The organism is Flavobacterium sp. HJJ (assembly GCF_015351475.1).
In the GTDB taxonomy this organism is placed as follows: Bacteria; Bacteroidota; Bacteroidia; order Flavobacteriales; family Flavobacteriaceae; genus Flavobacterium; species Flavobacterium marginilacus.
On the sequence record NZ_JADKPR010000004.1, the window covers coordinates 43,832 to 69,560 of the forward strand.

Consider the following 25,729-nt stretch of genomic DNA (forward strand, 5'->3'; position numbering starts at 1 on the left):
TAGAAGGTGTTTAAAACTAAAAAAATATTTAATTTTATAAAAAAAGTCAAATGCAGTTAAGCTATTGGGAAATAAAGAATTGGTTTACTAACGTAGATTTTGCCATTGCGGGAAGCGGTATTGTAGGGCTTCATACCGCATTACGCCTGCGCGAAAAGTATCCAGCCAGTAAAATATTAATACTCGAAAAAGGAATGCTTCCGCAAGGTGCCAGTACTAAAAATGCAGGATTCGCCTGTTTTGGAAGTATTTCAGAAATCATAGAAGATTTAAAATCACATACCGAAGAAGAAGTAATTCAGCTCATTCAAAAAAGATGGAACGGACTGCAGTTATTAAGAAAAAATCTTGGTGACAACGTGATTGACTTCAAGCCTTATGGAGGTTATGAATTGTTTTTAAAAGATGATGAAAGCAGTTTTTCAGAATGCTCGAATAAATTATCTTTCATAAACGATATTTTAAAACCTTTTTTTAAAGCGGATGTTTTTGCCAAAGAAGTAGACCGCTTTGGTTTTGGAAACATCCATGACTATTTAATTTTCAATCCCTTTGAAGCTCAAATCGACACTGGAAATATGATGCAGGCTTTGCTGAAAAAAGCAATTTCAGAAGATATTTTAATTCTCAACCAGCAGACTCTAACTTCTTATATTGATAACGAAAACAGTGTTGAAGTTGCCTTGGGAGATTTTAGCTTCACTGCCAAAAAATTATTGTTTGCAACCAATGGTTTCGCCAACGAACTCACCAAAGGCAGTGTAAAACCCGCAAGAGCACAGGTTCTAATCACAGAACCAATTCCAAATCTTGATATAAAGGGAACTTTTCATTTGGACAGAGGCTATTATTATTTTAGAAATATTGGTGATAGAATATTGCTTGGCGGAGGCAGAAATCTGGATTTTGAAACCGAAAACACGACCGAATTCGGCCAGACAGAAATTGTGCAAAAAAAATTGGAAGACTTATTAAAAAAAGTAATTTTGCCTAACCAAGAAGTTCAGATTGAACACCGATGGAGCGGCATTATGGGCATTGGCAACAGTAAAAAACCAATTATCGAACAACTCTCTGAAAATGTGTACTGTGGCGTTCGTCTTGGTGGCATGGGAGTAGCAATAGGCAGTTTAATAGGAACAGAATTAGCAGATTTAGCATAAAAAATGGCAACCAAAATAACACCCAAAAAAACAACAAAGAAGCCCGCAAAAAAAAAACAGGGAGGCTTTATGACTAAAGTAAAATGGTTTTTACTCAAAGTATTGTTATGGTTTTTTGGACTATCAATAGCATCTGTTGTACTTTTTAAATTCGTGCCCGTTCCATTCACTCCTTTAATGGTTATCCGTTACTTCGAAAACAATTCGGCTGATAAAGAAAATCATTTCAGCCACGATTGGGAACCCATTGATAAAATTTCGATGAACCTGCAAAAAGCAGTGATTGCAAGCGAAGACGGTACTTTCCTAACACATAACGGTTTTGATTTTATAGCTATGCAAAAAGCCTATAAAAGCAATGAACGAGGCCGAAAGGTAAGAGGCGGAAGCACTATATCGCAGCAGACTGCCAAAAATGTTTTCCTTTGGCAGGGACGAAGCTACCTTCGTAAAGGTCTGGAAGCTTATTTTACCGTTTTGATAGAACTCATTTGGGGCAAAAAACGCATCATGGAAGTATACCTCAATAGCATCGAAATGGGCGATGGCGTATACGGCGCTTATGCCGCAACCGAGCATTGGTATCGCAGAGACGCATCCAGTTTAACGATGCAGCAGGCCGCCGGAATCGCAGCTATTCTGCCCAATCCAAGGAAATACAAAGCAACCAGTTCCTCATCGTACATCAACAATCGAAAGACAAAAATTGTCCGGATTATGAGACAGATCGGAAAAGTGGAATATTAAAACAAAACCCCAATAGCAATTAGCCATTGGGGTTTGTTTTTTTTGGAGCAGAAAGATTAGCCATTTTCAACAAGAATCCTCTCCGTTTCCATTACTCCCGAGCAATAGCGAACTGACAAAGTAATCTTATAATAAGCCGAACCCCGGCTTATAAGGATTTCCATTGTAATCGGGGCAAAAATCAACATTCTGCTTTTTTAAAATTTTAAAATTTGAACGCAACACCCAAAACAAAATTCCTTCCCAGGTTAGGTATTCCAGAAGCTGCCAATCGTGACAGATGCGGAATATACGTTTTGTTCAGCAGATTGTTTCCATTCAGATTAACGTCAAAAGCAGTTTTTCCGAGATTTACTTTTCCGCCAAAACCCATATTCAGCAAAGTGTAGCCATCCGAAGGAATATCAAAACCGCTAATTTTCTTCTGACTCAAAGTAGTTGAAACATTCAAAGTTGCAAAACTGTCCTCAAGCCATTTACCAAGTTTAAAATCGGTTTTTATTGTGTTGTCCCAGTTGTTCGCCGGAATTTGAGGCAAGTAACCTCCATCCTGCAGTTTTCCGGTTACGGTTTCAAAATTGGTTTCAAAATGCAGCCAATCCAACGGATGCGGGTGAATGTGCAGTGCAGCTTCTCCACCGTAAAGACTGGCATTGTTCTGAATATAATCATACACTTTAAAACCATCTATTTCGGCACCGCTTGGAGAGGAATAGATATAATCGCTGATATGATTGTAAAAACCGCTTACGCTAAATTCAAAATGAGTGCTTTTGTATTCCAAATCCAAATCGGTCTGGAGGTTTTGCTCAGTTTTCAAATTAGAATTTCCAATTTCATAACGAAATGTGCCTTCGTGAACACCATTGGACGAAAGTTCCGCCAGATTTGGAGCTCTAAAACCTGTTGCTGCATTTAATCGAAAAGTCAAATCTTTAGCAAAATTTGTTTTGTATCCCAATGAGGCATTGAAACTGTCATACTTTTTATCAAGTGCTTCAAAATAACCTTCTTCATCAGCAATTCCATGTTCGTCAGAAACTAAATGTCTGTTATCAAATCGAATACCTGCCTGTAAAGAATTTGAACCCCAGCCATAAATCCCTGTTGCAAAAATCCCAAAATCATTGGTCGCTGCATTTGGAATTAAATATTCTTCCCCCAAGTTTTTATTGCTTTGGGACATTCCCTGAACGCCAACAATAGTCTCTACTTTGCCTATTGCCGGCAGATAGTATTTGACATTATAATCGAATGTGTTTAAAACCATATGAAGGACCGCCACATCACTGTCTTCAAACTCGCTCCGGTCATTTTGAATAAATCCCAAATTCACATCCATTTTTGAATTACTAAAAAATAGCGTGTTGTTCAGAGAGAATAAATTATTGGAAACACCTTGTTTTGGGAAAGCGGTTTTTTTAGTTGTAGTTTGATCCGCAATTCCATCTTCGGGAATTCCTAAATCCAAGTTATTGTAATTGTATCTCAAAACGCTCGAAAATTTGGCATTACTATACCCGATTCCTGCTTTGAAATCCATTTCCTGAAAACGGGTGTTAGTCACACGGTCACCATCGGGAATTTTATAATCAGATTGGGTGCTGTAAGCACCGCGGATTAAATATTTCCAATTATCAGTAGATGCTTTCAGCCCTAAAGTTGTGTTTGATCCAAGTGTATTTGAAAACATCCGCTGTCCAAAATCACCTTGAAAAGTATTGGCCAAAGCAAATTTTTCGGGATTAAAAAACAGAACGCCGCCCAGCGCATCCGAACCATACAGTAAAGAAGCCGGACCTTTTATAACTTCAACATTTTCCACTCCGGCATCATTTAATCCCAAACCGTGTTCGTCACCAAACTGCTGATTCTCCAATCTAATTCCTTGTGTATAAACCAAAACACGGTTACCGCTCAATCCGCGGATTACTGGTTTTCCGATTGATGTTCCCGTAGAAACCTGCGAAACTCCAGGAATTGCTGCCAAGCCTTCTATCAAAGTGGCGCTTCCTTTTTCCTGCATAGATTTCACGCTTTCGCGGTCGACTTTCATCACGTTTTGGGACTGTAACTTGGAGAAAGGGGTGGAGACAATAACCTCGTCCATTTGAAAAGCCATTTCATCCATAACGATATCGAGTGTCTGCGTATTTTGAACTTTTTGGATCTTTTTGTTTTGCCCCGCAAAACCTACATATGAAAACACCAGAGTTTCCTCTCCGTTTGGAAGTCCGCTCAAAGTATACATTCCGTTTTCATCTGTTTTTGCTGACTTATGCGCCTCATCAGCATAAACGACAACTCCAATTAAAGGACTGTTTTTGGTATCGGTTACTTTTCCCGTTACGGTGTTTTGTGCCTGTAAAAAAGTGGTAAGTCCTAGAAAGAGGACTAATAAATATTGTTTCATATAATGTATGTTATTTTCCAATCAATGATCTTTTTAAAAGACAGCAATGATTGAAAATGTTTTGTGAATAGTTGAATTAGAGACTAAATCTCTTATTGGATTTAGCCTTTGTGGTGCTTTTTTTATTTGAAAAATTTACAAATTCCGCAATAGAACACGGATGACGCAGATCAAACAGATTTGCGCGGATTTATGGATTATGCCAAAAATATTTGATAACGTTTGGCAATAATTCCAAAAATGCACTACGACGGCTCTTTAGCCCCGATTGCAGCAAAAATCCTTGTGTGCCGGTGTTCGGCATACAAGATTACTTCGTCAGTTCGCTATCGCTCGGGTGCAACGGAAAACGGAACTATTATTGCCGATAAAGCCAATTCTTTCGCTTCAAATAATTTTAGCGGCAGTTATGAATTGGGGGGCCGCGATGGGAATACAGACTGCCCGAAAATGAAAAAATAGATTCGGTGTATGTAAAGAAATAAGGAATATTATATTTCCCAGCGAAGAATGCATAGGAATATTTTATTGGTGTTATAAAACTGCTAAAACCAAACTGGCAAACATAACAATGGTCAAAACTATGATGCTGGTGTGTAAACTCGGCACTGGAATTATAAGTGTGATGACATTCTTTTTCGGAAAACTTCTCTTGAAGGTGGCTTATACTATCAAAAGACTGAAACAATATTGAGAACAATATTGTAACAACTAATGAGAGATTTATTATGAGCTGTTTCCTTTTCACGCTGCAAAGGTAGTAAAACAAAAAAACTACAACCGTTTAAATTGTAGTTTTTGTAGTTATTAAAATGTAAAAAGAATTAAAGCAATTTTCTTTCTATTTTACATTATACTCTTTTATTGTCTTTATAACTAATGTTTCCACTTCTCTATAGCTCATCCCAAATTGTTTTTCTAAAACCGAATTAAAGTTTTCCTTGTTGGAATTGTACAATTTCCAAATTCCTTCTTTGCCCTGTTTTTCATAAACAAGTTTGCAAATTACTCCGCCGGTGACATATAAAATACTGTTATCAAATTTATTCCTGATTTTAAAAGTCATTATATCATCTAATGTAATTTTTTCCTGTTTTTGAAATGTTTTTGAAACTCCTTTTAATGCTTCTTCAAAAGTTTCCTTACTGTTTGGTCCTGCCAGCCATGTAGCTATGCCTTCAGTAATAATCATTGGGCATCCTGAAACATTATCTTTTGAAGCAGGAAATAACATATGAACAAACTCGTGTGGATAGCTCTCTTTGCCATAGGTTGTAAAAATTTCTCGAATAGAAGTCAATGTTTGCCCTCCTAAATACGACATCCAATAATCAAAATTATAAAGTTTACCCATTTCATCTGAATTCGGCAATATGTAATATGTAAAAGGTTCCACTTTGAGATTAAACTGCTTCGCTGTTTTTTCGCAAAAAGCTATCGCCTTTGACGCTTCTTTTTTGTTGAAATCACAATCTGGATGTATTACATAATTAATAAATTTATATTGGTATTTCTCCCATTTTCGAGTGTCATAGGAAATTGTATTCTCTAATTTAAATTGCCCTGCAGCATCTCTCACAGCATACAATTTCGTAATATAATCCGGATTGAATTTTTCATCTTCAGCGTCTGGACATTTGGCAGCAAAAATAGTTTTGATTTGATATCTATTTGCTGCAATACTGTCAATTTGCAATATTTTAGGAATATCGTTAGCAAAAAACTTAATCGAATTGTTGTAAAAAAACATTTTACCGGCGGACCTGTCGACGACCATTTTATTTTTTAAATAGTATTTCGCTTCCTTTATGTTCCAATTGGGATTTTGATAAATGCTGTCTGGTCTTGAATTAAGGTAGTTTTTGTATAGATGATATACTTGTTTTACAGATACTTTAGAGGTATCTACTCTCGCCGAAATATTTGGCACAATATTTTGTCCATTAGAAGTTACAGCAATTGAAAAAAGTAGAATTAACAACTTATAATTTTTCATTTTATCCCAACTATATATTAACATTCTGAAGAAGTTTTCACCCGAAAATAAATAAAAAAACTACAACTATTTAAAGTTGTAGTTTCTTTATTTATTAATTCTAAAAATGGATTAAACCAATTTTGCTGCAATTAAGTATTCTGCAATCTGAATAGTATTTGTAGCGGCACCTTTTCTTAAGTTATCGGCAACAATCCACATATTCAAAGTATTGTCCTGACTTTCGTCACGACGGATACGGCCGACGAAAACATCATTTTTACCTTCGGCATATTTTGGCATTGGATAAGTAAAAGTATCTAAATTATCCTGAACCACCACACCGTCAGTCTGGCTCAAAATAGTTCTAACCTCGTTTACGTCAAAATCATTGCTGAATTCAACATTCACCGCTTCGCTATGTCCGCCTACAACAGGCACACGAACCGCAGTAGCCGTTACTTTGATAGAATCGTCGCTTAAGATTTTTTTGGTTTCTTTCACCAATTTCATCTCTTCTTTAGTGTATCCGTTATCTTCAAAAACGTCACATTGCGGGATACAGTTACGGTTGATTTCGTATTTGTAAACCATATCGCCTTTTACTCCGGCCACTTCGTTTTCGAATTGCTGAACCGCTTTTACACCAGTTCCAGTGATCGATTGGTAAGTAGAAACGATTACACGTTTTACATTATATTTTTTGTGCAATGGAGCCAAAGCCAATACCATTTGAATGGTAGAACAGTTTGGATTGGCAATTATTTTGTCCTCTTTTGTCAATTGATTGGCATTGATTTCAGGAACAACCAATTTTTTAGTTGGATCCATTCTCCAAGCTGATGAATTGTCAATAACAGTAGTTCCTGCTTCAGCAAATTTTGGAGCCCATTCCAATGAAGTTCCCCCGCCTGCAGAAAATAAAGCTATATCCGCTTTCATATCTACTGCTGTCTGCAATCCAACCACGGTATGTTTTTGCCCTTTGAATTCAATTACTTTACCAACTGATCTTTCAGAAGCTACAAGAATTAATTCTGTGTATGGAAAATTTCTTTCTTCTAATACTTTCAACATGATCTCGCCAACCATTCCGGTAGCTCCTACAACTGCTATTTTCATTCTATATATTTTTATTGTGTATTTCTATTTTGAAGGACAAAAGTATGTAATATTCAAAACAAAACAATGGTCTTCACAAAAATTAACAAATTGTTATAAATCAAACAAAGTTGTTGTTAGGCTACTGAGATACTAACCTTTTTGGAACAAAAATCACCTGCCTCTTATTTTGGTAATGCTGTAAATCCCATGTTATAAAGTGTAAAAGCCTGAATATCGCAGCTTTCCTGAATAGTTGCAGCCAATGATTTTCCTGCTCCGTGCCCTGCGTTAATATCAATTCGGATTAAAACGGGATTAATTCCCGACTGTTTTTCCTGTAACTCGGCAGCAAATTTGAAACTGTGTGCCGGAACTACCCTATCGTCGTGATCGCCCGTAGTGACCATTGTCGCGGGATACTGAACACCTGATTTAACGTTAGCAACAGGCGAATAATTTTTGATGTATTCGAACATTTCTTTACTGTCTGCCGATGTTCCATAATCGAAAGCCCAGCCTGCGCCAGAGGTAAAGGTGTGGTAGCGCAGCATGTCCATCACACCCACGGCTGGCAAAGCGACTTTCATCAGATCGGGACGCTGTGTCATGGTAGCTCCTACCAATAATCCCCCATTGGACCCGCCTCGAATGGCTAGAAAACTGGAAGAAGTGTATTTTTTTGCAATAAGAAATTCGGCAGCTGCGATGAAATCATCAAAAACGTTTTGTTTATGCATTTTAGTTCCTGCATCGTGCCATTTTTTCCCGTATTCCCCGCCTCCGCGAAGGTTGGCAACGGCATAAATTCCGCCGTTTTCCATCCAAACCGCATTGGAAACACTGAAGGCTGGCGTCAAACTAATATTGAATCCGCCATAACCGTAAAGTATTGTTGGGTTCTTACCATCGAGTTTTATTCCCTTCTTGTGAGTGATTATCATTGGGATTTTTGTACCATCCTTAGAAGTGTAAAATACCTGTGACGAAACGTAATTTTCGCTTTTAAAATCTACTTTTGGTTTTTCATAAACCGCCGATTTTCCTGATTTTGGTTCGAATGAATAAATCGTTCCCGCAGTTACGTAATTAGTAAACGAATAATAAAGTGTTTTTTCTTCTTTTTTACTGCCAAATCCAGAAGCTGTTCCTAAGCCCGGCAACTGAATTTCGCGTACTAATCTGCCTGAATAATCGTATTGCCTCACAATCGACACGGCATCTTTCATATAATTAGCAAAAATGTAACCAGCTCCCGTCGTTGGTGTCAAAACATTTTCGGTTTCGGGAATTACGTCTTTCCAGTTTTCGGGTTTTGGACTGCTGAAATCCACACTCACGATGCGTTTGTTAGGAGCGTTCCAATCGGTTTCTATGAACAATTTACTGCCTTCGGTTTCTATAATACTGCTGTCGCTATTGAAATTATCAACTACTGTTACAATAGGACTGTTAGGCTTGGTCAGATCCTGAATGTAAAGCTCGTTTCCGTAAGTAGCATTGGATGCTGTGATTACCAGATAATGACCATCCTCGGTAACATAACCGCCCACATAACGGCGTTTTTGGTCTGCGCCAAAAATAACCTGATCATCTTTTTGCGATGTTCCTAATTTATGATAATATAATTTGTGCTGATCGGTTTTAGCTGACAGTTCACTTCCTTTTGGCTTGTCGTAACTGGAATAATAAAACCCTTCGTTCCCTTTCCAGGACACACCGCTAAATTTGATATCGACCAGTGTATCTTCCAGTTTTTTGAAACTGAAAACATCAATCAGAATTACTTTTCTCCAGTCACTTCCGCCCTCTGAAATGGAATAGGCTGCTTTGGATCCGTCTTCGGAGAAATTTACTCCGCCCAATGATGTGGTGCCTAATTTGGAAAATGTATTTGGATCCAGGAAGATTTCTTCTTTGCCTTTGGAATCTTTGCGATACAAAACTGATTGATTCTGCAGTCCATTGTTTTTATAATAATAAATAAAATCCCCTTCTTTAAATGGTGCGCTTATTTTTTCGTAGTTCCAAAGTTTTTCGAGTCTTGATTTCAAAGCCTCTCTAAAAGGAATTTTGGACAGATAATCATAAGTAACTTTGTTCTGTTCCTTTACCCAAGCAGCAGTTTCTGCCGATCTGTCGTCTTCAAGCCAGCGGTATGGGTCGCTTACTTTGGTGTCAAAATACACATCGACTGTTTCGCCTTTTGCTGTTTTGGGATACGTTATTGGACTTGATTTTTGGGTCTGCCCCAAAGAAGCCATTGAAGTTGATACAGCCATCAGAAATAGGATTTTTTTCATTTTAAAGTTAGGTTAAGTGCCTAACAAAATAAGGAAAGTTTTTTGAGAAATTAAAGCTAAAAATTCATTTTAACTTAATTAAAACCAAAATTCACAAAGAACAACAATGTTTTACTAAAGATATTACAGGTTTTTATTCTTTTGAACTATTAAGAAAATCAAGGAAAAATCTAGTTTTTAAACATAAAAAAAGACCCAAACAATGTTTGAGTCTTTTGTGGAGAATATCGGATTCGAACCGACCACCTCTTGCCTGCCAGGCAAGCGCTCTAGCCAAATGAGCTAATCCCCCAGTATGATGGCGCAAATATAACATATAATTATAGCAATATGCAAATTTCAAAAAGACTATTCTTGAAATCCAAAAATAATACCATTTTACTTCGGTTACTTTTTTAACTTTACATCAAAATACGGCTTATGCTTGCATCTGATAAAAACGGAACACTTTTAACTTCGATTGAAAACAAAATTGCTACAGTGCAGTTTGGGCATCCAGCGAGTAATTCTTTTCCAAGAATTTTACTTGACAGATTGACCAATGAACTTACTTATTTGAGCAGTAACGAAGACGTTTCGATAATTGTTTTAAAGAGTGAAGGAACAAGCACTTTTTGTGCAGGAGCTTCTTTTGATGAATTATTGGCGGTAAGCACCCTTGAAGAAGGAACCCGTTTTTTTTCAGGTTTTGCCAATCTGATTAATGCGATGCGTTCCTGCAAAAAAATAATTATAGGACGCATTCAAGGGAAAGCTGTTGGCGGAGGCGTTGGTATTATTGCAGCCTGCGATTATGCTTTGGCTAATCTGGAAAGCAGTATTAAATTATCAGAACTGGCTATTGGAATCGGTCCTTTTGTGATTGAACCTGCCGTAAGCAGAAAGATAGGAAAAACGGCGATGTCCGAAATGACTTTGGCTGCTCACGAATGGAAAACGGCGACTTGGGCTTTACAAAAAGGTCTATATTCTAAAGTTCTGGAAACAAAAGAAGAACTTGATTTGGAAGTTGATGTTTTCTCCAAAAAACTCGCGGGTTACAATCCTGAAGCGCTTTCTGAAACGAAAAAAATATTTTGGGAAGGAACAGCACATTGGGACAAATTATTAAAAGAAAGAGCTGCAATTTCCGGCAGATTAGTACTTTCTGATTTTACAAAAAATGCTTTAATTCAATAAAAATGACAGCTGTAATTCTATTGCTTCAGAAAGTAAATATCGAAGAAAAGATTAAAAATGCTCCAGATTCCGGCTATCAGATAGGCGTTCTTATTGGCTCATATCTGCCGTTTGTCGTATTGGTTTTATTGGCTTATTGGACTTATCATCGGGCCAAAAACAGAAAAGAGTAATTCATTTCAAACCGCTTCTCTTTTGAAAAAAACAATTCTTTTTGGCATAATCTTCTGTTTCTTTATTTCCTGCCGGCAACAGGAACAGCCAGCGGTTTCTTTTTATTATTGGAAAACTATTTTCAGGCTTTCGCCAAAGGAAAAAAGTACACTGACTGAAAATCAGGTCAGAAGACTGTATATCCGATATTTTGATATTGATTTGATCGGACAAAGCCGAAAACCGTTTCCTAGAACTCCAATTCGTTTTGAGGATTCAGCTTCAGGTTTTGAAATTATTCCAGTGGTTTACATCAAAAATAAGGTGATGCTGGACAAGAATTTAAACGTGATTGATTTGGCTCAAAAAACAGACAGTTTCATAAAACAGATTAATTCCAAAAATAATATTTCAGTTCAGGAAATCCAGATTGACTGCGACTGGACCCTGGAAAGCAAAGACAATTATTTAAGTTTTATAGAAGCTTTCAAAAAAATTTCCAATAAAAAACTCTCAGCCACCATACGCTTACATCAGATAAAATATTTCGAAAAAACAAAAATACCAAACGTGGACCGAGGCGTTTTGATGTATTACAATATGGGTAAAATTGCCTCTGATTCACTGAATTCGATCTACGACAGAAACATAGCCAAACGCTATTTATCAAGTCTGCAAAATTATCCATTGCCAATAAACATTGCACTGCCAATTTATTCTTGGGGAATTCACATTCGGGACGGAAAAATAATTGGTCTCAGAAACAAAATTGATGTCGATAAATTAAAAAATAACAATAGTTTTGTTCTTACAAAAGAGAATTGGTTTACCGTAAAAAAATCCGCTTTTGCAGAAGGTGTTTTTTACAAGGAAAACGACCAGTTAAAAATAGAATCCATATCCAAAGATGATCTGTTTGAAATAGCAGATGATCTTGAAGAAAATACAATTCAAAATCCGAAGGAAATAATCTTTTATGATTTAGACGAATTCAATTTAAAAAACTATGATACAGCCATTTTTAAAAAAATTACTAGTTGCTTTTAGCGCTCTGACACTTTTAGTTTACGGAACTATTTATGCCTGTTCGGATGGTGATTGGGGCTGGTCGTTTGACTCCAATTTCACTCCCGAAGCTTTTGTGGATAAGTCCTATTCTCCTTTGTTTTTATCTTCCGATGTCTTTTACGGAATAGGTTTCGATACCGAACATCTTACCAGATTTAACAGCGAAAATATCAAAGACTGGTCAGCATATCTGGAAGACCGAATCAACGAAAAAGACTTAACCTTTTTCCTGACCGATTCCAGCAGTGCCGATGTTTCCAATTTATATATGTATTACAAAAAAGGAAAGCCGAATAAAACATCTGAAAAATGGAGCAAAAAAATAAAGTTAGATGATGCCAAAACCAAGGATTTTCTATTCTTTTTAAATGATGCCCAAACAGTTGAAACTTATTCTACTCAGCGATTCGATTCGTGGAGTTATGACGAGACTATAAAAAACCAAGTCATATCCGATCCCAGATGGATCAAAACATTGGAACAGAAATACAGCGACTCCAAAGATCCTTTTATAAAAAACAGATATTGGTTTTTGACTATAAAAGCAGATTTTTACAGCGACAAACCGGCAAATGGAATTACTTTCTTTAACCAGACTGAAAAATCCACACCAAAAAACACTTTGTATTACAGAGCATTAGCCTATTTGGCCGGAATTGAATACAGGCAGAAAAATTATGCCAAATCCAATTATCTATACAGCAAAGTATTCGACAAATGTCCTGCAATGCGTGTGGTTTCGGCCTATTGTTTTCATCCTAAGGAGGAAAAAGACTGGAAACAATCGCTGTCTATGACCAAAAACGATGAAGAAAAAGCCGCTCTTTGGGCGATTCAAGGTTATTATAATGACGAAGAAAAAGCCATTGCCGAAATCTATAAACTACAGCCAAAAAGTCTGCATATCGATTATTTATTGACCCGATTAATCAACAATCAGGAAAACAAAATAGATAAATCTTTCAAAGACAAAACCGTTCTTGAAAACAAAAAAAGAACTAAAGACAGCATACGCAAATCGACTATTGATTTGGTTACCAAAATTGCACAGTCCAACAAAACTTCACAGCCCTATTTATGGAATATTGCTGCTGGTTACCTAGAAACTCTAAATGGAGATTTCAAACAAGCCGACAAAGATTTTGATGATGCCGAAAACAAAATGCCAAAAACACCTTTAGCAATCAGTCAGATCCGCTTATTGCGATTAGTAAATAATCTCAGCAAAATAGACAAGTTAACTCCCGAAAACGAAAAAACAATCCTTGCCGATCTGTCTTGGTTATATTTAGAACTGCCCAAAAACCCAATAGATAATTTCAGGTATGAAAATGCTGCGGCTTGGAGCCAAAACTATTTGGCTGCATTATACCGCGCACAAAAAAATACGGTAATGGCAGAAATTTTCAACCATGATTCTGGTTTTTATGATAATGAAAAACAGCTGCTCGATATGAAGGCTTTTTTGTCAAAAACCAACAAAACCGAAATCGAAAAAATTGGTGTTTCTATCTATTCCTTAAAACTGGATGACATCAACTATTTTCAAGCGGTAAAAGCCACTTTCAATAACAAAATTCCTGAGGCTATCGCTTTCATGAAACAATCGGATAAGCTGCAAAACACAGTTTTTTATGGCAATCCATTCCTCGGAAACATCAAAGACTGTCATGACTGCGACCATCAAGCGCCGCAGAAAAAGAAATACACCATGCTTGATTTTCTTATGATTATTCAAAAATTACAAGATAATATTGACAAACAAACCGATGTCTATAGCAACAGTGGTATACTCGGAAATGCTTTTTACAACATTACGCATTTTGGCAACGGACGTATATTCTATGAAGGAAATATTGCAGGATACGGTTCAACCCCTGATTTTTTCAGAGAGCCAATTATGAAAATGATTACCGACTGTTCTTTGGCGAAAGCCTACTATCAAAAAGCATTTGCATCGTCCAAAAACAACGAACAAAAAGCCAAAACTCAATATATGATTGCCAAATGCGAACGCAACGATTATTATAACAAAAAATACTATTCGCTTAATTTGTCAACTTGGGATATTCAGGACGACAAGACTAATTTTATCGCTTGGCAGGGTTTCAAAAATCTGAAAGCTAATTATTCAAAAACCAAATATTATAAAGAAATCATCAACGAATGCGGGTATTTCAGAACCTATGTTCAGAAATAATTTTAGAATTGGGACTGTCAACAATTTGTCCTAATCAGATCTTGGAGACCTGTTAGGTATGAATTTATTAACATCTCGGGATAAATAAAATACCTAACAGGTTGAAAAAACCTGTTAGGATAAACGAAATCAGGAATGTGCCATCGCCATACAAACAATGCTAATCTTGGCTCCAGGAATTTTTAATAACGCTTTCGAACAGGCCTCAAGAGTGGCTCCGGTGGTCAAAACATCATCAATTAAAAGATAATGTTTATTAGCATCTTTTTCTGAAAAAGTAACATCAAAAATAGTTTCAATCCCTTCAGTTCTTCCCAAAAAACTTTTCTTTGATTGCGTTTTAGAATATACTTTCCGCTTTAAAATGGAATCATTCAGCGGAATTTTAAAATTTTCGGACAAAGCCATCCCAAAATTCGTAACCTGATTATAACCCCGTTCTTTCATTCTCTTTTTATGCAATGGCACAGGAATAATAGCATCTACATTATTCATTATAGAATTGTCTTTCAAATCGGATGCGTACCATTCGCCCAAAAAAGTACCAATTTCTTCATGACCTTTGTATTTCAAACCGTGAATCATTTCCTGAACCATTCCTTTTTTATGAAAAAATAAAAATGCTGAAACATGTTCGACCGCTACCCTGCCATAAAACTTTTTAAAAGACTCATTTTCAGGATTTAAATGATGATTCGTTACGGGCAGTTCATGCCTGCAGGACGTACAGATTATGTATTCGTTACCGCCTATAAATGATTTACAGCCAGCACAAACCTTTGGGAAAAACAAATTTATCAGGGAATTAAACATAAAAAAATTGATTTATCCATAAAAATAAGAAAACCTCCTCTTCAAACTTCATTTTTTTTCTTTTTTTAATTTCCCTTTTTATATTTTTGCACCACTATGGCAAAACAAGAAGATTTATTTAAGAATGTAGTTTCGCATGCAAAAGAATACGGATTTATTTTTCCGTCAAGCGAAGTGTACGATGGTTTAAGTGCAGTATATGACTACGCACAAAACGGAGTAGAATTAAAAAAGAACATACGCGAATATTGGTGGAAGTCGATGGTTCAAATGAATGAGAACATCGTAGGACTGGACGCGGCTATATTGATGCATCCAACAACTTGGAAGGCATCTGGTCACGTGGACGCTTTCAATGACCCATTGATAGACAACAAAGATTCTAAAAAAAGATATAGAGCTGATACTTTAGTCGAAGATTATGCTGAAAAGTTAAATCAGAAGGCTGTAAAAGAAATTGAAAAAGCAAAGGCTCGTTTTGGAGACGCTTTCAATGAGCAGGAATTTATTACCACAAATGCACGTGTTGTAGAATATCTTTCTAAGAAAAAAGAAATTCTGGAAAGACTTGCAAAAGGTATGAGCGAAGATTTACAGGATGTAAAAGCTTTAATCGAAGAATTAGAAATCGCTGATCCTGAAACTGGTTCAAGAAACTGGACTGATGTAAAGCAATTCAACTTGATGTTCGGAACCAAATTAGGAGCTTCCGCAGATTCTGCAATGGATCTGTATTTACGTCCGGAAACGGCTCAGGGGATTTTTGTAAACTTCTTGAATGTACAGAAATCAGGAAGAATGAAAGTTCCTTTTGGAATTGCACAGACTGGAAAAGCGTTCAGAAACGAAATCGTAGCGAGACAGTTCATCTTCCGTATGCGTGAGTTTGAACAAATGGAAATGCAGTTTTTTGTGCGTCCAGGCGAAGAAATGCAATGGTACGAGCACTGGAAAACCACTCGTTTGAACTGGCATTTATCCCTAGGTTTAGGAAAAGAAAACTATCGTTTTCATGATCACGAAAAATTAGCGCACTATGCAAACGCTGCAGCAGATATTGAATTTAATTTTCCTTTTGGTTTCAAAGAATTAGAGGGTATTCACTCTCGTACAGATTTTGACTTAAAAGCGCACGAACAATATTCAGGAAGAAAACTTCAGTATTTTGACCCTGAACTGAATGAAAACTATGTTCCTTATGTAGTGGAAACTTCGGTAGGACTGGACAGAATGTTCTTGGCGATTTTCTCTACTTCATTAAAAGAAGAAACATTGGAAGACGGTTCGACTAGAACAGTTTTAAAATTACCAGCAGTTTTAGCTCCAACAAAAGCAGCTGTCTTGCCATTAATTAAAAGAGACGGATTACCTGAAATTTCCAAAAAAATCATCGATGATTTAAAATGGGATTTCAATGTGTCTTATGATGAAAAAGATGCTGTAGGGAGACGTTACAGAAGACAAGATGCTTTAGGAACTCCTTTCTGTATCACAGTAGATCACCAGACTATCGAAGATCAGACTGTTACTATCCGCCATAGAGATACAATGAAACAAGACCGCGTAGCGATCTCTGAATTAAAATCAATTATCGAAAATGAAGTTTCGATGAAAAACTGGTTAATGAAAATGTAATCACATCAAATCAGGATAAAAAAAATGCTTCTCAATCGAGAAGCATTTTTTTATAATTAAAATCGGTATCCCATAGAAAAACTGTCGAGTCCTACTATCTGATAATCATCTTCATAATAATCATTATTAGTATCGTTTGAACTATTAAATAAATTTCTTCCAACACCGCCGTTTAGTTCAAATACAAAACCTTTTTTAGTCACCCATTTACCGCCTAAACCAAATCCTAGAGCAAAATCAGTAACTACCTTATCTGGGAAGCTCATCGTAGACACTCCTGTGCTAAAATCGTACACATTATAACCTTCCATCTCATAAGCATTAAGTATCCCAAATCCTTCAACAAAAAATCCTGATGCAGGTTTTTTTCCAAAATAAAATCGATAATAAGGCACAGCACTAAACTTAACATCGATATCCTTATCAAAACGTGGAAATAAAGCTAATCCCAATCCGGACTCATCATTCAGCAATCGCTCATAAGTAACCTCAAATGCACCTGCAATTAACTTACTGCATTAATTTTTTATTTCATTTCTATTAGTAGAAGAAACTGGTTCTTTCTCCTGACTGTAACCACAGAAACTTATTGTCAAAAACAGCAAAATTAAAATCTTAGTATTCATATGTCGCTTTTATTAATGATTGTTAGTAAATTTTATATCTTAATTTCACCACAGTCTTTTGCAATAAACATTTTTTGTCAAAATCGCTTTTTGCTCATTAAAATTCCAAAAAAGACTAACTGCTCTTTTTTTAATTTAAAAATTCCTACAAAGAAGATTGATTATTTAATAAAAAACAAACAAATTTAAAAATAAATTAAACTAAGACAATTTAAGAACAGCACTTACAAAAACCTACATACTTAATTAACAGATATATAGATAAAATATTTATACTATTTTGAACCAAATTATAATAAAAAAATCATAACTTTGAGAGTTTCTATTTTATATTTTGCAATTATCATCATTTTTTAAATTTGAATTATTCTTTTGAAATCTGCACTTTTGATGTAGAAATCACAAACATTAAGAATAAAATTAAGTATTAAAATTAAGTCCCAAAGAATGAATTACACCTACATTATTATTGATGACGATTCGGAAAGCGTTTTGAGAACGAAGGCAATTGCCAGCGAATTTTCAGAATTAAGTTTTCTTGCCTCCACTGATAATTATGCAGACGGCGTGAATCTAATTTTAGAACATATGCCAAGGCTCATATTTTTAGAAATAGATCCAATTGACAAAAACAGTAATTTATCATTACAGTTAATAAACGGATTATTAATGTATTTAAAAGAATTACCAAAAATTGTTATTACAACCAAGAAAAAAGATTTTGCTTTTGACTGCATAAAATATGAAGTTGTAGATTATTTATTAAAACCATTATTAGTAATTGATTTTGTAAAACTGGTTCACAAACTGAATAAAATAAACACAGAAAACGAAATAGTTCTTGTTCAGAACCCAAGTTCTCAGGAAAAACAGAATCTGGAAAAAATTGAATCTAGGAATAGTAAAAAATCATTCATCTTATGTGTCAAATCATATGGCGATCATAGATACATTGATTCTGATGAAATCTGCTATTTTCAAGCCGATAATAATTCTACAGATATCCATTTAAAAAATGGGGAAATGGTAACGGCTTTCAAAACGCTGAAACATTTTGAAAGTGTATTGACAAACCCTTTCGTTCGAATCCATAATAGTTATATAGTAAACCGTAATTTTATTTCTAGAATCCATACAGGAAACTCTTTGTGTTATATAAAAAAAACTACGATAAAACTTCCTTTTTCTAAGTCATACAAAAGCAATATTGACTTTATAATTAGTGAATTTGCAAATGAAAATTATATAGAAACTTAAAAAATAGCCGTTCACATAGAATTGCTATCCATTCACTATCAGACGAATACCATTGACCATAAACAGCTGTTTTTAAATTGTTTATCCAGGCTTACTGTTTAGTTTTACTAAAGAATTCCAACACAAACGGAATCAAAAAAGTAAAAAATAACAACAACATAAAGCCCAGAAATCATGAAAAAAGCTGTCTTAACAATCGGATTATTTACATTAGTATTAGTATCAACTTCATTCACTTCTCCTCAAAATTCAACAACTGTAATTGATGACTCTTCAGTAATCACTTCTATCGATGGAACAGGCGGACAATCAAGCGGTGATAACAGAAAAGTAGATTATACCGGTGCCTCTTTAAAAAATCAAATTGTTGAAATTGATGGAACTGGAGGACAATCAAGCGGAGACAATAGAAAAGTAGACTAAAAATACAAAACATAAAAAAAGGCTGTCAAAAAATTGACAGCCTTTTTTTATACAAAAAGATTTAGTATTTTTGATACAATTCAAAATTCGAAATTGAAAAAAAATTACTACATATTGCTCTTTTTTTTAGCAATTTTTATGGGTTGCACTAATAAAAACAAATCCAGAAAAAATATTGTATCCTCTGAAGACAGCCTAACCACCTATCTGTCTCTAGCCAATGATAACAACGTAACTAAAGAATTAAAACAAAAATACACCCGCAGAGCCTTTGATATAATAATTAATCAAAAAGATGATTCAATTAATAAAGTCAATCTTTTCAAAGTAGCCAACCGCTATTATAATATGAATGACTGGGAAAGATATTTTGAAATATCTAAACTTATTTTAGAGCGGTCAAACAACAGCCTAGATACAGTACATGCAGCCAAAGCATATGTATATCTGGGGGATTATTATCAAAAAAAATCCATTTCTGACAGCGCTTTTTATTGCTATTATAAAGCTGAAAAATTTTATCTCAAACTTAATGACAATTATAACATTGCCAAAACACGAATGAGTAAAGCCAACCTGAGATTCAGTGAAAATGATTTATTCGATAGCGAGATTACTATTTTTAAAGCTTTACGGATTATAAAACAAATAAAAGCAGACGATTTATTATACCAGTCTTACAATCTTTTAGGAATTTTATACAATGAAAGGGAAGAATACAGCAAGTCCTTAGAATTCCATAACAAAGCTTTGGCGAGTTTAGACGGAAATACAATACCCGCAGAATTTCAGTCGAAAGCCACTTCTCTAAACAATATTGGTTATGTATATTTAAACTTAAAAAAATATGAGCAAGCCAAGAATTATTTTAAAGAAGGATTAAAACAAGAAAACCTATTTGTCGAAAAAGCGTCTTTATATGCTATGCTGCTGGATAATCTGGCTTATGCCAAATTTAAACTTAAAGAGACAAAAGAACTCCCTAATATGTTTTATTCAGCATTAAAAATTAGGGATAGCTTACATCTTACTTCAGGAATAATTATCAATAAAACACACTTGTCAGAGTACTACGCATTTCAAAAAGATACTTTAAAAGCAATTCAATATGCAAAACAAGCACTTGCTCTATCACGCAGTACCAAGCGATTGAGAAGCATACTCGAAACTCTTAAACAAATGGGAGTGGTAGATCCAAAAAATGCTTCAACATATTCTAAAGAATACATTCTTATTAATGACCGTCTGCAAAAAATAGAACGAAAAATTGGCGAAAAATTCACTCGTATAGAGTATGAAACAGATGAAATTAAAGTAGAAAACACAAATCTTGAAGGTCAAAACAAAAAACTTTTGTTATTTTTTGGAGGTTTTGTTATTTTAGCATTATTACTTTATATAATTAATAATCAAAAAGTTAAACAAAGAGAATTACTATTTATACAGCAGCAGCAACAGGCAAATGCTGAAATATATAATCTATTAATCAATCAGCAGAATACTATTGAAAAAAACAATATCAAAGAAAAGAAAAGAGTAGCAAGGGAATTACACGATGGAGTTCTTGGCAGGATGTTTGGGGTTCGTATCAATTTAGATGGTTTAAATAAACTAAAAGATGACTCAGGAATCGAAATGAGGCTAAATTATTTAACCGAGCTAAAAAATATCGAGCAGGATATCCGCGAAATTTCTCATAATCTAAATAGAGAAAAATCAGAATTAATTAATAACTTCGTAGCAATAGTAACTAATTTATTTGAAGAACAGAAAAAAACATTTTCAACAAAATTTCTGGCCCATGTAGATCCATCTATAAAATGGGATTCTATCGACAATATTGTAAAGATTAATATATATCGAATTCTTCAGGAATCGCTTCAAAATTGTAATAAATATGCCAATGCAACAAAGATAAAAGTAGAATTTAGAAAACAGAATGATAATTTAGTTTTAAAGATTAGTGATGACGGGTTAGGATACAACGTCAACCGTACAAAGAAAGGAATAGGTCTCCAAAATATAAAAACGAGAACTATAGAATGCGAAGGGACCCTCGAAATAAAATCAAAAAAAGGAGAAGGAACTTCTATAACAATAATAATTCCAATCAAAGAAACACAAAAAACCACTGCATAATGACTATCGATGCAAATGCACAAAAATTAATTAAAAAGAACATTTTAATTGTAGACGATCATCCTTTTATAATTGACGGATATAAAAACGCCATTACCCGTTATAAACCCGAATGCTATGAATATTCATTTACGCAGGGAAAGGACTGCATGACGGGCTATAACATCATTACAAATCCGGAAACTCTTCCATTTGATGTTGCTTTTTTAGATATCAGTATGCCTGTATATGAAGAGAAAGGAATTCATTCTGGTGAAGATTTAGCCAAACTAATTATGGAATACATGCCCAGCTGCAAAATAATTCTGCTAACCATGTATACTGAATTGCTCAAAATAAAAAATATAATTGACACTATAAATCCAGCGGGACTAGTAATTAAAAATGATTTAACCTTTGATGAATTACTTTTCGGATTTGATGTCGTATTGAAAGATGAAATTTATTACAGCCATTCTGTAATTAAAATGGCCAATCAAAACAATAAAGATATTGATGGAATTGACCAATTTGACAAATTGATTTTATTCCACATTTCTAAAGGAACAAAGACTAAAGATATTACCCAATACATTCCTATTTCACTGCATGCTATTGAACAGCGAAAAGTCAATCTTAAAGAATTATTTAAAATTGAAGATGGAAGCGATGTAGATTTAATAAAGGAAGCAAAGATTAGAGGAATTATTTTATAACCTTTCCAAAATTAAAAACCAAAAAACTGCATATAATGAGTGCCGTTTTTTGGTTTTCAACTGACATGCTATATAACAGACCTTTTATTCACTGATAGCATTCCAGCCTCTAGCTTTTAAAGGTATTTTAGTATTAGCACGAGTTACCAAGTGTACCCCTTCGCTTTCCTGAGTCATGTGGCCAATTATTGAAAAATTCGGATTTCCTTTTATTTTATCAAAATCTTCCATAGCGATAGTGAAGAGCAGTTCATAATCTTCTCCACCATTGATAGCAACAGTAGTACTGTCGATATTAAACTCTTCGCACACATTGATAAACTGAGGATCAATCGGCAGTTTATCTTCATATAAATTACAGCCTACACCCGATTGTTTACATAAATGTATAATCTCCGAAGATAATCCGTCTGAAATATCAATCATTGACGTTGGTTTTATTTCTAACGCATGTAATAAGGTACGCACATCTGTACGTGCTTCAGGTTTTAATTGCCGCTCTATCAAATACGTATAAGCATCTAAATCAGGCTGCGAATTAGGATTAACCTGAAAAACCTGTTTCTCTCTTTCCAATACCTGCAGTCCCATATACGCCGCACCAATATCTCCCGTTACTACCAATAAATCAGTTTTACTGGCCCCGTTTCTATATACGATTTCATTTTCTTCAGCTTCGCCGAGAACAGTAATGCTAATAATTAATCCCTTTTGGGAAGATGTAGTATCACCTCCTATTACATCAACTTTATACTCCTGTGCAGCACGCTCAATACCTTCATACAGTTCTTCCAAAGCTTCCAATGGAAAACGGTTGGACACAGCTATCGAAACTGTAATTTGGGTTGGTTTGGCATTCATCGCACAAATATCGGATACATTCACTACTACTGATTTGTATCCTAAATGTTTTAAAGGCACGTAAGCCAAATCAAAATGAACGCCTTCAATCAATAAATCGGTTGATACAACTACTTTCTTTTCTTTAAAATCCAAGACAGCCGCATCATCTCCAATTCCTTTTAGTGTAGAAGGCTGAGTAATTTCAAAGTCTTTGGTTAAATGATCTATCAAACCAAATTCACCTAGTTGACCAATATTAGTACGCTGCGGGTTTTTATCTTCAATCATGATTATTGAGAAGAATGAGATAGAATTACACTGCAGTGTAACTCTTCATTCAATATTATTGATTTTACAAAATTTTGAGAGTGCAAATATACAAAGAAATATTCGCACCTATTTGAATGGTTTTTTATGATTTTTTTCGCATCTTTATTAATCAAAACATCATAAAAATGAATCCATACGATATTATTACTCTTACTGTCAATCCAGCTTTAGACAAAAGCACTCATTTTAAAGGATTAGCTGCCGAACAAAAAATTCGCTGCTCTGCACCCCGCTTTGATGCTGGCGGAGGAGGAATCAATGTATCTAAAGCTATTTCACGTTTAGGAGGTAATTCATTAGCAGTATTCACATCGGGAGGCCCTTTGGGAAAAATGCTGGAAGAATTAGTTGCCAAAGAATCTATCGACTTTCTGGCTATACCAATCCAGACCTGGACAAGAGAAAGTTTCGTAGCTGTAGACGACAATACTAATTCACAATACCGCTTTGGGTTTACCGGCGGAGAAATTACTAATGAAGAAGAAAAAGCTTTCCTTAATGCTGTTACTAATTTAAAATCAGGGTTTATTGTTGCCAGCGGCAGTTTAAACGAAGGTCTGTCCTCCGATTTTTATCAAAAAATTGCGCAAATAGCAAAACAGTCAGGTGCAAAATTAATAGTGGATACATCAGGAGAAGCTTTGAAAAAAGTACTTGAAACGGGCGCTTATCTGATTAAGCCAAATGTAGGAGAACTGGCTAAATTAATCGGTGTAGAACGGTTAGAAATGGAAGAGGTAAATGAGGCTGCCAAACAGATTATTGCCAAAGGCGGTGCTGAAATTGTGGTTGTTTCGCTTGGTCCCCAAGGAGCAGTTTTGGTAACTAAAGATAAATATGAATTTGTTCCCGCGCCAAATGTTGCCAAAAAAAGCACTGTTGGTGCTGGAGACAGCATGGTGGGCGGAATGGTCTGGGCGCTTTCGCAAAATAAAAACCTAAAAGAAGTAATCCGCTGGGGAGTTGCATGTGGATCAGCCGCTACGATGAATGAAGGAACACAATTATTTAAAGGGACCGATGCTCAGCGATTATTCGACTGGCTAAAAGACAAATAAAACCTTCCTAATACCATTTAGTAATCCTCAAAAGATTTAAAAATATGACCTGAAAAATTGTTAAGAATTATCTTTATTAGATAAAATTAGACGAAAAACAGTTTTTAAAGACTAACTAAATGAATATATATGTAAGATAAATTCTCTAATATTTTATTTATTTGGAACGAATTAACTCATATTTAAACAAAAATATTAGAATTTCAAATCACCTCCTTTGCTATAAAGCACTAACAAACAGTTAATTATACATAAATCTAATTGTAACCTCCAAAAAATCTGAATAAATAGTTAAAAAATTTGATATTGTATGTTTTTTTTTATATTTTTAGCATACCCCAAATTTATAGAAAACATGAATAATGAATTAACCCATAGTCAAATAGAAGACTTAAAAAAGAAGATCAAAGCAGGAGCTTTTGATATCGACATCGAAAAAAACAACTTGATTTGTTTAGGATTTGAACAGCAAACAGCCAAAGAGCTGGTGATGGATGTAATTAGAAGTCACAAACATGACCTTTTGGATAAAGCTAATGAAAAAAGGGACTATAACGACAGAAACATTATTGCTTTAGGTTTAGCAATCGTTTCTTCGATATCTGTAGGTGTACTAGGAGGTAATAGCGTTTCGATGGTTATGCTTTCTATCGTTCTTGCATGTTTTGCTGGTTACTATGGACACCCTAAAAAAGCAATTCCAGCAATGATAGGATTTACTATTGGCGCAATCATAATGCCATTTGCCTGCCAATTTTATTTTAACAGCAGAGATACATTTATGAATATTGAGCTATTAATCCCAACATTTATCTCATTTGGACCAGCACTTTTGATAAAATATCTGTTATCAAAAATAATGTACTCCGAAGATTAAACATTCGATTAAAGAATAATCAAACCACTAAAGACATTTTGTTCATAGTGGTTTTTTTTTGCTTACAAGTGAAAAACCTAATCTTTTTGCTCCAAGAAACAATAACACTAAGGTTTTTAAATAATTTATAAAAATTGAAAAGCTGCTGACAAACTGTTGTCACCAGCCCTCTCTAATTTTGAAGAAGTAAAATAAAAACTTTAAAATTATGAAAACATTAGTAGCACAAGTTATTACTCCCGAAGATTTATTGAAACACTGGCAAGGACATCGCGCCTTGACACGCCGTGTAATAGAATTGTTTCCAGAAAAAGATTTTTTTGAATTTTCAATTGGCGGTATGAGACCTTTTGCAAAATTGGCCGACGAACTTCTAGCCATTGGCGCACCTGCTTTAAAAGGAATTGTAAATAGAGAAATTAAGCCTTATAATCCAGAAGAAGGAAAATTAATTTTCAAAGCACAATATCTTGAAAAATGGGATGAAGCTACAGCAGAAATTAATGAAAATTGGCAGAAATTAACCATCGAAGATTTTAACGAAACTTTCAATTTATTTGGGCAGTACGAATTCCCAATTATCCATAATATTTTGTATTTTATTGATAATGAAGTTCATCATCGCGGTCAGGGTTATGTGTACTTGCGTGCATTAGGAATTGAACCTCCTTTTTTCTGGGAAAGATAAAAAACTAAAAAAGCTCCTAAAAAATATTTTTTGTTTTAGGAGC

General features: G+C 34.9%; 22 protein-coding genes and 1 tRNA gene. 15 read left to right on the plus strand and 8 right to left on the minus strand.

Annotation, left to right across the window (positions count from 1 at the left end):
* Positions 1–50 precede the first annotated feature (50 nt).
* Both IRZ80_RS04625 and mtgA read left to right on the plus strand, forming a co-directional pair.
* Positions 51–1,163 carry an NAD(P)/FAD-dependent oxidoreductase gene (locus IRZ80_RS04625; protein WP_194640396.1) on the plus strand — a complete coding sequence of 371 codons (1,113 nt, stop codon included), beginning with the start codon at positions 51–53 and terminating at the stop codon, positions 1,161–1,163.
* Between the two features lie 3 nt (positions 1,164–1,166).
* Complete coding sequence (gene mtgA, locus IRZ80_RS04630; RefSeq protein WP_194640397.1) at positions 1,167–1,910, plus strand: monofunctional biosynthetic peptidoglycan transglycosylase; 744 nt, start codon at positions 1,167–1,169, stop codon at positions 1,908–1,910.
* 205 nt (positions 1,911–2,115) lie between these two features.
* On the opposite strand, the gene IRZ80_RS04635 is transcribed toward mtgA, so the two are convergent.
* Positions 2,116–4,323, minus strand: coding sequence for a TonB-dependent receptor (locus tag IRZ80_RS04635; protein ID WP_194640398.1), 2,208 nt, complete (start codon positions 4,321–4,323; stop codon positions 2,116–2,118).
* Between the two features lie 240 nt (positions 4,324–4,563).
* On the opposite strand from IRZ80_RS04635, the gene IRZ80_RS04640 reads away from it, so the two are divergent.
* The gene (locus IRZ80_RS04640) at positions 4,564–4,785 is read left to right on the plus strand and encodes a hypothetical protein (protein ID WP_194640399.1); all 222 of its coding nucleotides are present in this window, start codon (positions 4,564–4,566) and stop codon (positions 4,783–4,785) included.
* A 379-nt stretch (positions 4,786–5,164) separates the two neighbouring features.
* Here IRZ80_RS04640 and IRZ80_RS04645 read toward each other — a convergent pair whose 3' ends face one another.
* The 4 genes from IRZ80_RS04645 to IRZ80_RS04660 form a co-directional block, all read right to left on the minus strand.
* Positions 5,165–6,319 carry a hypothetical protein gene (locus tag IRZ80_RS04645; RefSeq protein ID WP_194640400.1) on the minus strand — a complete coding sequence of 385 codons (1,155 nt, stop codon included), beginning with the start codon at positions 6,317–6,319 and terminating at the stop codon, positions 5,165–5,167.
* A 111-nt stretch (positions 6,320–6,430) separates the two neighbouring features.
* Positions 6,431–7,420, minus strand: a complete 990-nt coding sequence (locus IRZ80_RS04650) for an aspartate-semialdehyde dehydrogenase (protein ID WP_194640401.1) — start codon at positions 7,418–7,420, stop codon at positions 6,431–6,433.
* Positions 7,421–7,584: 164 nt separating this feature from the next.
* Positions 7,585–9,681 (minus strand): prolyl oligopeptidase family serine peptidase, encoded by a 2,097-nt coding sequence (locus IRZ80_RS04655; protein WP_410504215.1) that lies wholly within the window; start codon positions 9,679–9,681, stop codon positions 7,585–7,587.
* A gap of 239 nt (positions 9,682–9,920) precedes the next feature.
* Positions 9,921–9,994 (minus strand) — tRNA-Ala (locus IRZ80_RS04660).
* Positions 9,995–10,122: 128 nt separating this feature from the next.
* Here IRZ80_RS04660 and IRZ80_RS04665 point away from each other — a divergent pair.
* From IRZ80_RS04665 to IRZ80_RS04680, 4 genes are read left to right on the plus strand one after another with little or no spacing between them, the layout of a single operon-like run.
* Positions 10,123–10,881 (plus strand): enoyl-CoA hydratase/isomerase family protein, encoded by a 759-nt coding sequence (locus tag IRZ80_RS04665; RefSeq protein WP_194640403.1) that lies wholly within the window; start codon positions 10,123–10,125, stop codon positions 10,879–10,881.
* Positions 10,882–10,883: 2 nt separating this feature from the next.
* Complete coding sequence (locus tag IRZ80_RS04670) at positions 10,884–11,054, plus strand: hypothetical protein (RefSeq protein WP_194640404.1); 171 nt, start codon at positions 10,884–10,886, stop codon at positions 11,052–11,054.
* Between the two features lie 22 nt (positions 11,055–11,076).
* Complete coding sequence (locus IRZ80_RS04675) at positions 11,077–12,081, plus strand: hypothetical protein (protein WP_194640405.1); 1,005 nt, start codon at positions 11,077–11,079, stop codon at positions 12,079–12,081.
* A complete protein-coding gene (locus tag IRZ80_RS04680) occupies positions 12,041–14,302 on the plus strand; it encodes a hypothetical protein (RefSeq protein WP_194640406.1) in 2,262 nt (753 codons plus the stop codon). The genes IRZ80_RS04675 and IRZ80_RS04680 overlap by 41 nt, the downstream gene beginning before the upstream one ends.
* 129 nt (positions 14,303–14,431) lie before the next feature.
* On the opposite strand, the gene IRZ80_RS04685 is transcribed toward IRZ80_RS04680, so the two are convergent.
* Positions 14,432–15,115 carry a ComF family protein gene (locus IRZ80_RS04685; RefSeq protein WP_194640407.1) on the minus strand — a complete coding sequence of 228 codons (684 nt, stop codon included), beginning with the start codon at positions 15,113–15,115 and terminating at the stop codon, positions 14,432–14,434.
* A 96-nt stretch (positions 15,116–15,211) separates the two neighbouring features.
* On the opposite strand from IRZ80_RS04685, the gene IRZ80_RS04690 reads away from it, so the two are divergent.
* On the plus strand, positions 15,212–16,750 hold the full coding sequence (locus IRZ80_RS04690) for a glycine--tRNA ligase (RefSeq protein WP_194640408.1): 1,539 nt from the start codon (positions 15,212–15,214) through the stop codon (positions 16,748–16,750).
* A gap of 56 nt (positions 16,751–16,806) precedes the next feature.
* On the opposite strand, the gene IRZ80_RS04695 is transcribed toward IRZ80_RS04690, so the two are convergent.
* Positions 16,807–17,223, minus strand: a complete 417-nt coding sequence (locus IRZ80_RS04695) for a hypothetical protein (protein ID WP_194640409.1) — start codon at positions 17,221–17,223, stop codon at positions 16,807–16,809.
* Positions 17,224–17,823: 600 nt separating this feature from the next.
* On the opposite strand from IRZ80_RS04695, the gene IRZ80_RS04700 reads away from it, so the two are divergent.
* The 4 genes from IRZ80_RS04700 to IRZ80_RS04715 all read left to right on the plus strand — a co-directional run bounded on the left by IRZ80_RS04700 (position 17,824) and on the right by IRZ80_RS04715 (position 21,890).
* The gene (locus IRZ80_RS04700) at positions 17,824–18,633 is read left to right on the plus strand and encodes a LytR/AlgR family response regulator transcription factor (protein WP_194640410.1); all 810 of its coding nucleotides are present in this window, start codon (positions 17,824–17,826) and stop codon (positions 18,631–18,633) included.
* Positions 18,634–18,807: 174 nt separating this feature from the next.
* Entirely contained in the window at positions 18,808–19,056 is a 249-nt protein-coding gene (locus tag IRZ80_RS04705; protein WP_194640411.1) for a hypothetical protein, read from the plus strand.
* A 93-nt stretch (positions 19,057–19,149) separates the two neighbouring features.
* Positions 19,150–21,195, plus strand: a complete 2,046-nt coding sequence (locus tag IRZ80_RS04710) for an ATP-binding protein (RefSeq protein ID WP_317174723.1) — start codon at positions 19,150–19,152, stop codon at positions 21,193–21,195.
* The gene (locus IRZ80_RS04715) at positions 21,195–21,890 is read left to right on the plus strand and encodes a response regulator (protein ID WP_194640412.1); all 696 of its coding nucleotides are present in this window, start codon (positions 21,195–21,197) and stop codon (positions 21,888–21,890) included. The genes IRZ80_RS04710 and IRZ80_RS04715 overlap by 1 nt, the downstream gene beginning before the upstream one ends.
* Before the next feature lie 84 nt (positions 21,891–21,974).
* On the opposite strand, the gene thiL is transcribed toward IRZ80_RS04715, so the two are convergent.
* Positions 21,975–23,021, minus strand: coding sequence for a thiamine-phosphate kinase (thiL, locus tag IRZ80_RS04720; protein ID WP_194640413.1), 1,047 nt, complete (start codon positions 23,019–23,021; stop codon positions 21,975–21,977).
* A 167-nt stretch (positions 23,022–23,188) separates the two neighbouring features.
* On the opposite strand from thiL, the gene IRZ80_RS04725 reads away from it, so the two are divergent.
* The 3 genes from IRZ80_RS04725 (at position 23,189) to IRZ80_RS04735 (ending at position 25,686) form a co-directional block, all read left to right on the plus strand.
* Positions 23,189–24,121, plus strand: a complete 933-nt coding sequence (locus tag IRZ80_RS04725) for a 1-phosphofructokinase family hexose kinase (RefSeq protein ID WP_194640414.1) — start codon at positions 23,189–23,191, stop codon at positions 24,119–24,121.
* A 355-nt stretch (positions 24,122–24,476) separates the two neighbouring features.
* Positions 24,477–24,998, plus strand: coding sequence for a hypothetical protein (locus tag IRZ80_RS04730; RefSeq protein ID WP_194640415.1), 522 nt, complete (start codon positions 24,477–24,479; stop codon positions 24,996–24,998).
* Positions 24,999–25,206: 208 nt separating this feature from the next.
* Positions 25,207–25,686, plus strand: a complete 480-nt coding sequence (locus tag IRZ80_RS04735) for a DinB family protein (RefSeq protein WP_194640416.1) — start codon at positions 25,207–25,209, stop codon at positions 25,684–25,686.
* Positions 25,687–25,729 lie beyond the last annotated feature (43 nt).